Source organism: Pseudovibrio sp. Ad5 (assembly GCF_001623095.1).
Lineage (GTDB): Bacteria > Pseudomonadota > Alphaproteobacteria > Rhizobiales > Stappiaceae > Pseudovibrio.
In genome coordinates this window covers 82,152-95,721 of sequence record NZ_LMCH01000003.1, presented here as the reverse complement: position 1 = coordinate 95,721, position 13,570 = coordinate 82,152, and the positions used below count along the sequence as shown (strand labels likewise).

Here is a 13,570-nt window from a genome sequence, read left to right as displayed (position 1 = left end):
TGAAGGTGCTGCAGCGCGAGTATTTGCGGCAATCACCTCAACTTCTCGGTGATTAACACACCGATTTTCAAGAGGAGGCAGTTAGGCAAGCCTGATCGGCGGTTGTTTATGGCTTGAGGAGACTGGCTTATGAATGCGGAGAAAGTCCTGAGTATTTTAAATCCCGAACTGAAGAAGAAGCTTGCTGATAAATATGATGCTGCGGTGCCCGGTATGTCTGAAAGTGTGGTGGACTGGGCCTACGACAAGCACTATGGCCGTGAAGGGGTTGACCTGAAGACCCGGCAGTTGTGCAGCATTGCGGCTTTGACAGCGATGGGTGGGCATACAGGGCCACAACTGGTCATGAATATTGAGCACACACTGAACTCAGGAGCACGCCCCTCCGAGATCCTTGAGATTATCTGGCAAATGGCGGTCTATGCAGGCGTACCCGCCGCCTTGAACGGCCTGAACACAGCAATCGCGTATTTTGAAGAGAAGGGGCTGGATCCGCGGTCTTAAAGGAATTTCCTCGACCTCTCATCTGGAGTGCGAACCTGACGTCCGCACTCCATTTGTCTTTGTAGGCTTTTACTTCTTCTTCGCCGGGCGGGACGGGCCTTCGCGTTCGGAAGATTGGGCCCAGAGGTTGATGTTGGCTTCTGTGGCGTATCGATCGATGGCGGTCAGTTCTTCCTCTGTGAACTCTAGATTGTTGATGGTGGCTGCGCAGTCGATCACCTGCTCCTTGCGGCTTGCGCCGATTAGAGCTGAGGTGACGCGGCCTTTGCGCAAGACCCAAGCCAGAGCCATCTGGGCCAGTGTCTGCCCACGGTTCTCGGCAATCTCGTTCAGCGAGCGAATGTGGGTCAGAGTGGTCTCGTTGAGGAAGCTCTCCTGGAAGGAGCCAATGTGTTTGCCCGCGCGGCTGTCCTGCGGAACGCCGCCTAGGTATTTGTTGGTCAACATGCCTTGCGCCAGAGGGGAAAAGACGATGGAGCCGATGCCTTCTTCTTCCAGCGTATCTAACAGGCCATCTTCTTCTACCCAGCGGTTGAGCATGGAATAGCTTGGCTGGTGGATCAGGCATGGGGTGCCCAGTTCCTTCAGGATCTTCGCTGCTTCCCTGGTGCGCTTGGAGTTGTAAGAGGAGATACCAACATAAAGCGCTTTGCCCTGACGAACGATTTGGTCGAGGGCCATCATGGTCTCTTCCAGTGGTGTGTCCGGATCGAAGCGGTGGGAATAAAAGATGTCGACGTAGTCCAGCCCCATGCGCTTCAAGGATTGATCGCAGCTGGCCATGAGGTACTTGCGGCTGCCCCATTCGCCATAAGGTCCCGGCCACATGTCATAACCTGCTTTGGAAGAGATGACGAGCTCGTCGCGGTATCCGGCAAGATCGGTGCGCAGGATCTCGCCAAAGGCGGTCTCAGCGCTTCCCGGAGGCGGGCCGTAGTTGTTGGCAAGGTCGAAGTGGGTGATGCCCAGATCGAACGCTGTGCGGCACATTTCGCGTTTGGTTTGATGTGGGGTGGTTTCACCGAAGTTGTGCCAGAGACCGAGGGAGATGGCAGGTAGCTTGAGGCCACTCTTCCCGCAGCGGTTGTACTTCATGGTGTCATAGCGATTTTCAGCTGGTTGCCAAGCCATCAGATGTCCTCCCAGACTTCTGTTTATTTGTTTTGGATGGAAAAAATAAGGAGGGCTGGTGGCGTGGTCGCCACCAGAATTTTTGGAGGGTACGCTCAAAACGAGCGTGGTATTTAAGCGGAGAGTTCGACCCAGACCGGGACGTGGTCTGATGGTTTTTCCCAGCCGCGGACGTGTTTGTCGATGCCGACGCCCTGCATGATGCGGGCGGCTTCCGGTGAGAGTAGCAGGTGATCGATGCGGATGCCGTTGTCGCGTTGCCATGCGCCTGCCTGATAATCCCAGAACGTGTAGGTTCCGGCAGTGCCGTTGGTGGCGCGGACGGCTTCGGTGAAGCCGAGGTTGAGCAGGGCGCGGAAACGCTGGCGGCTTTCCGGGCGGAAGAGAGCATCACCAACCCAAGCCTCTGGCTTCTTTGCGTCTTCCGGCTCAGGAATGACGTTGTAATCGCCAACCAGCAGGAAGGCTTCTTCCTTTTCCAGCTGCTTAACGGCGTGCTTGTGAAGGCGATCCATCCAGCGCAGTTTATATGGAAACTTTTCGGTCTCTACCGGATTGCCGTTTGGTAGATAGAGGCAGCCAACGCGGATCGGCTCGTTGTCGCCGGCGATAACGGCCTCGATATAACGGGCTTGCTCGTCTTCATCTTCACCCGGCAGGCGGCGGTTAACCTCCTCAAACGGGCGTTTGGAGAGGATTGCGACGCCGTTGAAGCCTTTCTGGCCGTGGGTTTCCAGATTGTAACCCAGCTCCTCAAACGGAGCGCGCGGGAAGTTCTCATCAACCGATTTAATTTCCTGAAAACAGGCGACGTCTGGCTGTTCTTCTTCGAGCCACTTGAGAACCGTTTCTAACCGCGCTTTGACGCCATTAATGTTCCAGCTTGCGATTTTCATCGGGTTTCCTCTCAATAAGGCCTGATAGCCATATTCTGTGTGGTTCTGCGCACTGTTTAGCCCAGTGCGGAGTTTCTCTTATGAAAACTCAGATAAGGGGTGTTGTAGACTCTCAGCTTTGGGTGCGTGCATCAACTAGGCGCTTTAAGTAATCAACGACAAACGCCAGAGCAATTAACTGTCCGCTCCCCCACATAGTTGCTCCAAGGTAATAGAGCATCACAGGAAGGGAGTTGTTGCTGTTATTAAAGAAACCGCCGAAGCCTTGGAGAAAAATAGGCGTAACGATATTTAAGTAAATTTCACCAACGAGCTTGATGGCGCCGAATGCTAAAAGCCCGATTACGACGACTTTGTGGTACTTGTCGAGTTGATGCATTAAATCCTCTGAAATACGTGTAATTCTGAGTGCAATGAGTTCGGGCACCGAATTAAATTGTATGGGGGGCAACCTCCTTTGATTAGGAGGATAACTTGTTTGCGTTGAAATGTGCGTTGGTTTGAGAGGAAAGCGGGAAAGTTGCGTTCCTATGGGGCGGAGCTTTGAAGCCAATAGGGCGTGGTTGCTTTGGGATGCATTCACGCCCGCTTTTTAACTTATTCCCCTGATGTGCGACTGGCTTATCTTAGATGGAGAAGCTTGTGCCGCATCCACAGCCGGCGGCGGCCTGAGGATTTGAGATCTGGAAGGACTGGCCCATGAGATCTGTTACGAAATCAATTTGCGAGCCTGCCATATATTGCAGGGAGATGCTGTCGATGAGAACCGTTGCGCCGAGTTTGGCGAGGACGAGGTCGTCATCTTCCTGTTCTTTTACGATGTCATACTTGTATTGAAAACCGGAGCAGCCGCCACCTTCGACAGAAATGCGGAGCATGCTGCCATTGGTTTCTGTTTCCAGTATCTGGGCTACGCGTTTTGCGGCCTTGTCGGTCAAGCCGACGGTATTTTCAGGGGTCTGGGTCATAAGCTCAGTCTTGTTTCGGCTTGTATGCTTTCTTTGCCTTATAATTTAGGTGGTCTCCATGGTAATTTCCATAGTATTTTATTGCTAAATTACATTTGGCTTGGGAAAGCGGTTGTTTACAGGGCTTTTACATCTGTTATGTCATTGCTGTGATACGAAAATCGCAGGGAATGACCTGGGCATTTTCTGATTGTAAGGGGCGGGGGATAAAGAATGGTCAAGACGTTAGGATACGGTGCTCAGCCGCGGGCGGAGTATGCTGTTGATCCGGAAGTCAGCCGTGGCCGACTTTTTCCAGAACCGGAAAGCCCGACACGCACGCCGTTTCAGCGTGATCGAGATCGTATTATTCATAGTGCTGCCTTCCGCCGCCTTAAGCACAAGACGCAGGTCTTTGTGTACCATGAGGGCGATCACTTCCGCACACGCCTGACGCACACTATTGAGGTCTCCCAGATTGCGCGCTCGCTGGCGCGCAATCTGCGGCTGGATGAGGATCTGGCCGAGTGTCTGGCGCTGGCGCATGATCTTGGACACACTCCGTTTGGGCATGAGGGCGAGGACGTGATGCATGAATGCATGGCGGACTATGGCGGGTTTGACCACAACGCCCAGTCTCTGCGCATTGTGACGGATCTTGAGCGCCGGTATGCGGAGTTTGATGGCCTCAATCTGGCGTGGGAAACGCTGGAAGGGCTTGTGAAGCACAATGGGCCGCTGACGGATCGATCCGGTGCGCCTTGTGGCAAGCTTGAAGGCAGACATCTGCCGTTTGCTGTGAGCGAATATGCCAAGCATCAGGATTTGCTGCTGTGGTCGTGGCCGAGTGCAGAGGCGCAGGTGGCAGCGATTGCAGATGATATTGCTTATGACGCGCATGATCTGGATGACGGACTGCGGGCCGGGTTGCTTAGCTTTGAGGCCATGAAAGAGGTGCCGTATCTGAAGCGTATTTTAGACGAGGTGGATGGGAAATATCCCGGTCTTGAGGATGCGCGGCGTATTCATGAGATTGGACGTAGATGTATCACCGGCATGGTGGAGGACGTGATTGCGGAGAGTATTTCGCGAATTAATCAGGTTTCTCCCAAGAAATGCGGGGATATTCGTGATGCAAATGGTCCTGTTATTGCCTTTTCAACTGAAATGGCGCGAGAAGAGCGCGAGTTGAAAGAGTTTTTGTTTGCCAATCTGTACCGACACGAAAGTGTTCTGGCGGTTCGCAGGAAGGTTGCCAAAGTGGTGCGGGATTTGTTCCATGCCTACTTTAAGGCACCGGAAAGAATGCCAGAACCATGGGGTACGGGACTGAAAGGCGAGGGTGATGATGTGAAGGCCCGCAGGGTTTGTGACTTCATTGCAGGCATGACGGACCGTTATGCCATAGACGAACACCGACGATTATTTGACGATACCCCGGAACTGGGGTAATGCGCCAATTCAAACACTATTAATTCATGGAGTTTATGTGGGGCTGCGGCTTTGCAAAACCCTGTGAGCTGTCAAACTAGGCTATTAAAAATGAACATCTTTGCAGACTTCGCCGAAAGGGTAAACAGTGTAGTCAAGGGTCTCGACCTTGCTGCTGACGCGCCGGAGCTGGATCTGCGACGAGTGACTGTTGAACCTCCTCGGGATGCTGCTCATGGCGATCTGGCGACCAATGCTGCCATGGTGCTGGCTAAACAGCTGAAGATGAAGCCGCGTGATCTTGCCGAAAAGATTGCAGAAGGCCTGCGCGCCGACAGTGAAGTTGATGCTGTTGATATTGCCGGACCTGGCTTCATCAACATCCGCGTAAACAAAGCTATTTGGGAACGTGTGCTGGCAGATGTTGTTGCCAAGGGCAATGCGTTTGGTAGTGGCAGCCGTGGTGCCGGTTTGAAGGTGAACGTGGAGTATGTATCCGCGAACCCGACCGGACCGATGCATGTGGGCCATACACGCGGTGCTGTTGTGGGTGATGCGCTGGCGAGCCTGTTGCAGTTTGCCGGTTATGATGTGACCCGTGAATACGTGATCAACGATGCTGGCTCCCAGATTGATACGCTGGCGAAGTCCGCCTTCCTGCGTTACCGCGAAGCATTGGGTGAAGACATTGGGCAGATCCCTGAGGGCTATTATCCGGGCGAATACCTTGTTCCCGTCGGCAAGGCGCTGGCAGAGGAATATGGTGAGCGCCTGAAGGATATGGGCGAGGGCGAGCGTCATGCTTTGCTCAAGGGCTATGCCGTTGACAAGATGATGGATCTGATCCGTGAAGACCTGAGTGCTTTGAACGTGAAGCACGACGTGTTCTTTTCAGAAAAGACCATGCACGGTCAGGGGAATGCTATTGATCTGACGCTCGATGCACTGCGTCAGCGCGATCTGGTTTACACTGGCACTTTGCCACCACCAAAAGGCGAAGTGCCTGATGACTGGGAAGACCGTGAGCAGACCCTGTTCCGCTCCTCCAACTACGGTGATGACAGTGACCGTGCGCTGGTGAAATCTGATGGTAGCTACACCTACTTTGCCGCTGACGTTGCTTACATGCGCGACAAGATTGAGCGTGGGTTCAAAGAGATCATCTTTGTGCTTGGTGCAGACCATGGCGGCTATGTGAAGCGTCTGGAAGCGATCGGCAATGCGATCTCTGGCGGTGATGTGGATGTGATTGTGCGTCTGTGTCAGCTTGTGAAGCTCTTTAAGGGCGGCGCTGAGTTCAAAATGTCCAAGCGCTCTGGTAATTTCATCACCCTTCGCGATGTGGTTGATGAAGTGGGCGTAGATGCGGTACGCTTTATGATGCTTTATCGTAAGAACGATGCGCAGCTGGATTTCGATTTTGACAAGGTGAAAGAGCAGTCAAAAGACAATCCAGTGTTTTATGTTCAGTACGGTCACGCTCGGTGTCATTCTGTGCTGCGACAGGCTGCCGGAGAGCTGGATTGGTTCTCCAACACAGCTGAAGAGTTGCAGTCTGCAGATTTTGCACAACTTGAAGATGAGGGTGAGCTGGCACTGATCGCGAAGATGGCTCAATGGCCTCGAATTGTAGACGGAGCCTCAGAAAATCACGAGCCGCATCGCATCGCGTTCTATCTTTATGAGCTGGCCAATGCGCTTCACAGCCACTGGTCTCGAGGCAAGGAAAAGCCGCAATTACGCTTTATTAATGATAAAACGCCAGAATTAACCAAAGCTCGACTCGCGTTAGTTTACGCAGTTTCACAGGTAATAGCTTCTGGCCTCAATGTTTTGGGTGTCACAGCACCAAATGAAATGCGCTAGCGCCTGAGCATAGTTGATAGAGTACTGGAGGTTCGCGGTGGGGATTGCGAGCCTCTTATTTAAGGGAAAACACCGCTGCAATGACCAATCGCTCCAAGTATCCGGGTCCGGGTGAGGTTTCTGCTAGGCAAACGGCAGGCGATGAACCGCAACAGTGGGCAGGCGATCAAGATCCGCTCGTAGAACTTGCCAGAATTGTCGGGGAGAGCGCTGCTCAGTACCGTCCTAGTTCTCGCGTAGAAAGCGAAGTCTCTGACCGTCCGCTGTTTCCAAAGACTGATGAGCGCAGTGTAACTGCCGATCATGCTCTTCAGCATGGCTCTCAGGACGCCACGTTGGCCGATGATTATTCAGTGGGTGCAGCTGAAGTGAATGAGCCTGCATCAACTCAAGATTCATTTGCGGCTCTGGATGCTGTTTTTGCATCTCCAAAAACCTCCGCGTCACCTGCTCATGCTGATCCGTTTGCGGATTTGAGCGCTGCTGCGTTGTCTGCTGGTGCGCCGAGTGAGGCTGTTGACTATGTCAGCGATCTTCCACCGGTTCCAAAAGCGGCGGCTGTGCCTGAAGCAAAGCCAGTTCCTGCGCCTGCACTTGTGCGCCAGTCTGTGACTGCCGCTGATGTGACTGCAGAGCCGGAAATGGATGATATTCTTTCGCGCGATCTTGAAGAGAGCCTCGTTGCTTCTCTCAATCAGTCTCAGGTGGAGCGTGAGCAGACGTCTCGTCCTCAGCGGTCCGTGAGTCGTGCGACACCGACACTGGATGCTGTTGGTGCACGGGATGTGCGCCCTGAGCAGACTTTGCGTGAGCGTCTTGAACGCCGCACAGCGGATGCTCCACGTGCGGTTGAAACACCGCGCGCTGCCGAGCCTGCTGCGCCTGTACAAAATGTGGCGTCTGCTGCGCCAAGAGCTCTGGATGAGCTTTCCCAGAGCGATTATGACAGCTGGCGCGCCGAGCGTGCTGCAGAGCGTGCAACTGCAGCAGCTACTGCCAAGCCTGTTCAGCCCGCACCGGCACCAACGCCTGCGATTGAAGAATCTCCTGCCGCGCCTCAATTGCGCGGCACGCATGATGATGTGGCACCTGCTGCTGACCCTGTTTCATTTGAACCGGATATGACAGCGTTTGCGATGGACACCGGTGCTGAGCTTGAAGGTGAGCACATCAGCGCTCCTGAAGTGTCTGCACAGGAAACGGTTATTCCTGCCAAGCATCTTGAAGAAGCTTTGTTGGCTGAGTTCAGTCTTGACGAGGAAGCGCAGCCAAGCGTTGTTGCTGAACCCGTTGCGCCTCAGCCAGTGCGAAATGTTGCGCAGGACATTGAAGCGAGCGTTGATGACATCTTTGCAGATGAAATTGCGCAGGAGCCGCAGCCAGAACCAGAACCGGAAGTTGAAATCGGCCCTGAAGTGGCTGCAGAGCTGAATGAATTTGAGCGCATGAGTGCCGGTTTTGAACAGGTTGCTCAGGAAATTGATCCATTTGCCGTTGAAGGTGATGATGCCTGGCAGCTGGACGAAAGTGTTGCCAACGATACGTCTTTGGATGAAATGTCCTGGCCTGCTGCTGCTGAAAAGCTGGCGCAGACGGAAGCTGCTCATCAAGAGGCAATGAATGCTGCGAAAAAGCCTGGTGAAGAGCAATCTCCTCCTCCTGGCGGATATGATCTTGATGCTGTGGCGCAGGCTATGCGCAAAGAAGATCCGAGCCTTGATGGCGGCGTTCTTCCGCAAGCTGTGCCGCGTGTTTCTGTTGATGTTCCTATTGAAGCAGAAGAGAACCGCAGTGGCGGTATGCGTAAAGGCCTGATGGCTGCTTCGCTCATTGGCGGTATTGTTGTGGTTGGCGGTGCCGGTCTGTTCCTGTTCGACTTCGGTGGAACAGGCGGAGATGCAACTCCACCACCGATTATTCGAGCTGATGCCTCTCCAATGAAGGAGGTTCCATCTCCTTCTGCGCAGCCTAAGAACGATACAGCAAAAGTCTTTTCTCCGGAGGAAGCGTCTCAGCCAGTCACTGGCGAGAAGATGATTCAGCGTGAAGATGCAGCTGTTACACCATTGCCGCCAGCATCCAGCGAAACGGATACTGCAAAGTCCAGCGTGTTTGATGTGAACCCGACGAAGAAGGTGCGGACTGTTATTGTTCGTCCTGACGGGACCATCGTTCAGCGGGCTGGTACAGAGGCCAATGTGTCTGCACAGCCTCGTGTTGTCACAAGCAGCACTGTGCGCAACAGCAATCCGCAGAATACGGGTAGCACGACACCAGCGGCAACGTCTGGACAGTGGGACCCACTTCCGGGTGAAACCCAGAGTGCAAACCAGCAGACTGCAGCTGTACCAACAACCACCAGCTTGCAGGATGCGTTTGCGAATGCTCCGGTGGCAACGCGGACCGAGACGCGCAATACGCTTCTGGGTGTGAGTGTTGTACCGCAGTCCAAGCCGTTTGTTGTGGCGTCTGCCAATACAGGCAGCGGTACTGTTCGCTCCAACACACTGACGCCGCTGCAGCCGCAGCCGACGTCTCGTGCCAGCAACGCACCGCTGAACCTGACTGGCAACCAGAACACGCAGACAGCTGCTGTAAACCCGCAGGCGATTGCTCCAACTCCGACACCTACCGAAGGTGTTGTTGGTGAGATACCTGGTGGGACTTACATTGTGCAGGTGGCATCTGTGCGCACTGTTGAGGATGCTCGTGGTCAGATTCGCCGCTACAACAGCCGCTATCCAAACCTGATGGCTTTGGTGACACCGGTTATTACGCGTGCTGATCTTGGCGACAAAGGCATTTACTACCGCATTCAGGTTCCGTTTGATGGTCCGACCAGTGCAAACACCTTCTGCGGTGAGTTTAAATCTGCTGGTGGCGACTGTTACGTTCGCCGCAACTAAATACGCTTTCCCTTTTCAGGGACTACGCTTTGGAGCTTGACGCCGTACCAGCGTCAAGCTACCAGCTTTACTCATGTTTTTAAAATCGTTCATTTCCGGATGCCTTGGACCTGAGCTTAGCGCTGAGGACAAAGCCTTTTTTCGCGACCAGCAGCCGTTTGGTCTGATCCTTTTTGCTAGAAACATGGAAACGCCGGCGCAAATCCGTCGTCTTTGCGCTGATTTTCGCGAGGCTGTCGGGCGTGCGGATGCACCTGTTTTTATTGATCAGGAAGGTGGGCGGGTGCAACGCTTTGGTGCGCCGCATGTGCCAGTCTATCCAGCGGCAGGGACCATCGGGCGGCTTTATGCGCAGGACGTTGAGGCGGCGAAACGAGCTGCTTATTTGCATGCCTTGCTGATTGGGTTGGATCTGCGTGATCTTGGGTTGAACGCCAACTGTATTCCGTGTCTTGATATGCCCATTGAAGGTGCGAGCAACATTATTGGTCTGCGGGCCTACGGATCTGATGCGGCGCTTGTGAGTGATCTGGGCCGCGCTGCGATGGATGGCTGTCTTGCTGCTGGTGTGATGCCAGTTATGAAGCATATGCCAGGCCATGGCCGGGCGCTGGTTGATAGTCATCTTTCCTTGCCTGAAGTGACAAGCCCTCTTGAGGAGCTTGAAGCGTGGGACTTTTTGCCGTTCAAATCCTTGCGGGACTGTCCGATGGGGATGACCGCTCACATCGTGTTTAAAGAGATTGATGGAGATCATCCTGTTACGCAATCTTCCTATGCTATTCAGAAGGTTATCCGGGAAGCGATTGGTTTTGATGGCGTCTTGATCAGTGATGACATCTCCATGAAAGCGCTTGGTGGTGATCTGAAGAGCCGGGTTGAGAAAATTGTTGCGGCGGGGTGTGATCTTGTTCTGCATTGCAATGGCGAGCTGGATGAGATGAAGGTGGTTGCTTCGGCAGTGCCGGAGATTGATGGCAAACGCGCTGAGCGCATCAAGGCAGCTATGCAGCGAAATACCCAAGTGTTTGATGGGGATGAAACGGCACTGCGCGCGGAGTTTGATGAACTGTGTGCGAAAGTTTGAGAAGGTGTCTTCTTACCGGAGTGCAGGACATACTCTTCGGGGATACGCTTTAAAGGGATTGATGTTTGAGCGACGTTGAGGCCACAGAGCAGATAGAGGAAGCGTTGGCAGGCGCGGCGGCTGTGGAACAGCCCGCGACTGGCCACCCGAGCCTGCTTGTGGATGTGGACGGGTTTGAAGGCCCGCTTGATGTTTTGCTCACACTGGCCCGCAGCCAGAAGGTTGATATCACCAAGATCTCCATTCTGGCGCTGACAGAGCAGTATCTTGAGTTTGTAAAGGAAGCGCGCCGTTTGCGGTTGGAGCTGGCTGCAGACTATCTGGTGATGGCGGCGTGGTTGGCTTATCTGAAATCCCGTTTGCTTATTCCGCAGCAAAAAGACAGCGACGAGCCAACGGGTGAAGAACTGGCAGCGGCGCTGGCGTTTCGTCTGCAACGATTAGAAGCCATGCGGGATGCTTCTGCTAAGTTGATGAACCGGTCGCGCCTTGGACGGGATTTGTTTGCGCGTGGTGCTCCTGAAACTGTGTCGGTTGAACGGCGCAGTGTTTGGACTGCCACGCTTTATGATTTGCTGATGGCGTATGCGTCTCAGCGCCAGCGCCACTCGGTGACGTCCGTGCATGTGAAACGGCGTGAGGTTTGGTCGCTTCAGGATGCGCGCGATATTCTGACCCGTCTTGTGGGGCAGGTCGCAGTATGGACGCCGATTGAGCGGTTTTTGACGGCTTATCTGGAAGATCCGCAGGAGCGGGCGACGGCTATGGCTTCTGCGTTTTCGGCCAGTCTGGAGCTGGTGCGTGAAGGCGTGATCGATATTCAGCAGTCCGGGCCGTTCGAGACGATCTATGTGCGTGCCTCACAGCGGACGCCGGAAGAGATTGGTGCGGGTGAGCCTGCTGAAGAGCTTCAGGAAAAAGAGGTTGAGTTGTCATGAGTAAAACGCCAGACCTGCTCGACACAGTCTCAGACAATGAGGCTATTGAAGTTGCGGATGCCGGGGAGCTTTTAGAAACGGAGCGCATGGTTGAGGCTTTGATCTTTGCCAGTGCGGAGCCTCTCAGCTTTACCGAGCTGACAAAGCGTATTCCGGGAGACCGGGATATTCGCGGCGCGCTTAACCGCCTGCGCTCGTTCTATCGCAAGCGCGGTGTGCAACTGCGGTCTACTGAGGATCGCTGGTCGTTTCGGACTGCGGAAGATCTGTCGTTCATTTTGCACCGTGAAGCGGTTGAGCAGAGGCGTTTGTCGCGGGCTGCGCTGGAAACATTAGCTATTATTGCCTTTCACCAACCTGTGACCCGCGCAGAGATTGAAGATATTCGCGGCGTTTCTACATCTAAGGGCACGCTTGATGTGCTGCTGGAAACGGGCTGGGTGCGCATGCGTGGTCGACGCAGAACACCAGGACGTCCTGTAACTTATGGAACGAGCTTTGATTTTCTTGATCATTTTGGTCTTGAGAACATCAAGGATTTGCCGGGACTGGAAGAGCTGAAAGGGGCAGGGCTGCTTGATAGTGCGATCCCTGCCAGCTTCCATGTGCCAGCACCGGATGACAGTATTGATCTGACAGAAGATGAAGATCCTCTGGAAGAAAGTGAAATGTTTGCAACTGGCGCACTTGAAGAAGACGCCGGAGAAAAATAAACACATGCAAGGGGCGCGATGTTGTGTTCGCCGCCTTGCAAGTTTTATGAGGGACGAATGGAGCCAGGGAAGGTTGCAGCATCAGAACGGCTGGTGTTTGACAATATCTACCATCATTATGGGGACTTACCTGCGGTTCGCGGTGTTTCGCTTTCATTGAAAAGCGGAGAAGTGCTGTGTTTGCTAGGGCATTCTGGTTGCGGAAAGACAACGGTGCTGCGTATTGCAGCTGGTGTTGTGCGTCAGCAGCGGGGAAGCGTCCGGATCAATGGTTCTGTGGTTGCCGATGAGCGGACTTTTCTGCCGCCGGAAAAGCGCGGTGTGGGGCTTATGTTCCAGGACTATGCGCTGTTTCCGCATCTAACGATTCTTGAGAATGTGAAGTTTGGTCTTTCCGACCTTTCTTCTGAAGTGGCCGAGCGCCGTGCGCGTGATGCGCTGCACATGGTTGGACTTGGCCAGTATCTGGATGATTATCCGCATGGATTGTCTGGAGGTGAGCAGCAACGTGCTGCGCTGGCGCGTGCAATGGCACCGCGGCCTCATACTCTGTTGATGGATGAGCCATTTTCAGGACTGGACAGTCGCTTGCGTGATGATGTGCGCACGCAGACGCTGGAAATGATCAAAATGCAAGGCGCGACAGCGGTTGTGGTGACCCATGATCCTGAAGAAGCGTTGCGCGTGGGTGACCGGATTGCGCTGATGCGTAATGGGGAGGTAGTACAGCTGGCGACGCCAGAGGATATCTACTTCCGCCCGAATAGTTTGTTTGCCGCTAAATTCTTTTCCGATCTCAATGAGATACCCGGAAAAGTTGTTGGTGGCCGTGTGGTCACGCCTATCGGGAAATTTTCCTCTAATGGCCTTGAAGAAGGGGCTCATGCGACCTTATGTGTAAGACCACATCACTTAAAGGTATGCCATGGTGAGGGACAGTTCAAAGGCAGAGTAATTTCTCGCGCAATGGCAGGTGAGACAGATCTTCTGGACGTACAAGTTGATGGAATTGAGCGTCTTCTACGTATTCGTACGAGGGATGTATTACAATTCTACCCAGAAAATGTCATAGACTTGTGTATAAATGCAGAGAATGTTTTGGTTTTTGGGCGAGAGACGTCAGTAAATCATAGTGGGTAATTCTTCTGGAT

General features: G+C 53.6%; 12 protein-coding genes. 8 read left to right on the top strand and 4 right to left on the bottom strand.

Translation table 11 applies throughout. The annotated features are described in order from the left end of the window. Positions 1-129 precede the first annotated feature (129 nt). Positions 130-504 carry a carboxymuconolactone decarboxylase family protein gene (locus PsAD5_RS01810; RefSeq protein WP_063290858.1) on the top strand — a complete coding sequence of 125 codons (375 nt, stop codon included), beginning with the start codon at positions 130-132 and terminating at the stop codon, positions 502-504. A gap of 69 nt (positions 505-573) precedes the next feature. Here PsAD5_RS01810 and mgrA read toward each other — a convergent pair whose 3' ends face one another. The 4 genes from mgrA to erpA form a co-directional block, all read right to left on the bottom strand. After that, positions 574-1,635 carry an L-glyceraldehyde 3-phosphate reductase gene (mgrA, locus tag PsAD5_RS01805; RefSeq protein ID WP_063290857.1) on the bottom strand — a complete coding sequence of 354 codons (1,062 nt, stop codon included), beginning with the start codon at positions 1,633-1,635 and terminating at the stop codon, positions 574-576. A 113-nt stretch (positions 1,636-1,748) separates the two neighbouring features. Next, the gene (gene xth, locus PsAD5_RS01800; protein ID WP_063288823.1) at positions 1,749-2,531 is read right to left on the bottom strand and encodes an exodeoxyribonuclease III; all 783 of its coding nucleotides are present in this window, start codon (positions 2,529-2,531) and stop codon (positions 1,749-1,751) included. A gap of 112 nt (positions 2,532-2,643) precedes the next feature. Continuing rightward, positions 2,644-2,910: a hypothetical protein gene (locus PsAD5_RS01795; RefSeq protein WP_063288822.1), complete on the bottom strand. Its 267-nt coding sequence runs from the start codon at positions 2,908-2,910 to the stop codon at positions 2,644-2,646. A gap of 247 nt (positions 2,911-3,157) precedes the next feature. Beyond that, entirely contained in the window at positions 3,158-3,499 is a 342-nt protein-coding gene (erpA, locus tag PsAD5_RS01790; protein ID WP_063290856.1) for an iron-sulfur cluster insertion protein ErpA, read from the bottom strand. A 213-nt stretch (positions 3,500-3,712) separates the two neighbouring features. Here erpA and PsAD5_RS01785 point away from each other — a divergent pair, with 213 nt between their 5' ends. From PsAD5_RS01785 to PsAD5_RS01755, 7 genes are all read left to right on the top strand, one after another. Then, entirely contained in the window at positions 3,713-4,930 is a 1,218-nt protein-coding gene (locus PsAD5_RS01785) for a deoxyguanosinetriphosphate triphosphohydrolase (RefSeq protein ID WP_063290855.1), read from the top strand. A gap of 90 nt (positions 4,931-5,020) precedes the next feature. Continuing rightward, positions 5,021-6,775: an arginine--tRNA ligase gene (argS, locus tag PsAD5_RS01780; RefSeq protein ID WP_063290854.1), complete on the top strand. Its 1,755-nt coding sequence runs from the start codon at positions 5,021-5,023 to the stop codon at positions 6,773-6,775. Positions 6,776-6,855: 80 nt separating this feature from the next. Then, on the top strand, positions 6,856-9,681 hold the full coding sequence (locus PsAD5_RS01775; RefSeq protein WP_063290853.1) for an SPOR domain-containing protein: 2,826 nt from the start codon (positions 6,856-6,858) through the stop codon (positions 9,679-9,681). 73 nt (positions 9,682-9,754) lie between these two features. Further along, entirely contained in the window at positions 9,755-10,768 is a 1,014-nt protein-coding gene (gene nagZ / locus PsAD5_RS01770; protein WP_063290852.1) for a beta-N-acetylhexosaminidase, read from the top strand. A gap of 65 nt (positions 10,769-10,833) precedes the next feature. Then, positions 10,834-11,706 carry a segregation and condensation protein A gene (locus PsAD5_RS01765; RefSeq protein WP_063290851.1) on the top strand — a complete coding sequence of 291 codons (873 nt, stop codon included), beginning with the start codon at positions 10,834-10,836 and terminating at the stop codon, positions 11,704-11,706. After that, entirely contained in the window at positions 11,703-12,419 is a 717-nt protein-coding gene (gene scpB / locus PsAD5_RS01760) for an SMC-Scp complex subunit ScpB (RefSeq protein ID WP_063290850.1), read from the top strand. Before PsAD5_RS01765 ends, scpB begins: the two co-directional genes overlap by 4 nt. Positions 12,420-12,476: 57 nt before the next feature. After that, positions 12,477-13,559, top strand: a complete 1,083-nt coding sequence (locus PsAD5_RS01755; RefSeq protein ID WP_063290849.1) for an ABC transporter ATP-binding protein — start codon at positions 12,477-12,479, stop codon at positions 13,557-13,559. Positions 13,560-13,570 lie beyond the last annotated feature (11 nt).

Coding starts and splice junctions, on each gene's coding strand:
- PsAD5_RS01810 (WP_063290858.1), top strand. CDS start 130: ATGAATGCGGAGAAAGTCCTGAGTATTTTAAATCCCGAACTGAAGAAG.
- mgrA (WP_063290857.1), bottom strand. CDS start 1,635: ATGGCTTGGCAACCAGCTGAAAATCGCTATGACACCATGAAGTACAAC.
- xth (WP_063288823.1), bottom strand. CDS start 2,531: ATGAAAATCGCAAGCTGGAACATTAATGGCGTCAAAGCGCGGTTAGAA.
- PsAD5_RS01795 (WP_063288822.1), bottom strand. CDS start 2,910: ATGCATCAACTCGACAAGTACCACAAAGTCGTCGTAATCGGGCTTTTA.
- erpA (WP_063290856.1), bottom strand. CDS start 3,499: ATGACCCAGACCCCTGAAAATACCGTCGGCTTGACCGACAAGGCCGCA.
- PsAD5_RS01785 (WP_063290855.1), top strand. CDS start 3,713: ATGGTCAAGACGTTAGGATACGGTGCTCAGCCGCGGGCGGAGTATGCT.
- argS (WP_063290854.1), top strand. CDS start 5,021: ATGAACATCTTTGCAGACTTCGCCGAAAGGGTAAACAGTGTAGTCAAG.
- PsAD5_RS01775 (WP_063290853.1), top strand. CDS start 6,856: ATGACCAATCGCTCCAAGTATCCGGGTCCGGGTGAGGTTTCTGCTAGG.
- nagZ (WP_063290852.1), top strand. CDS start 9,755: ATGTTTTTAAAATCGTTCATTTCCGGATGCCTTGGACCTGAGCTTAGC.
- scpB (WP_063290850.1), top strand. CDS start 11,703: ATGAGTAAAACGCCAGACCTGCTCGACACAGTCTCAGACAATGAGGCT.
- PsAD5_RS01755 (WP_063290849.1), top strand. CDS start 12,477: ATGGAGCCAGGGAAGGTTGCAGCATCAGAACGGCTGGTGTTTGACAAT.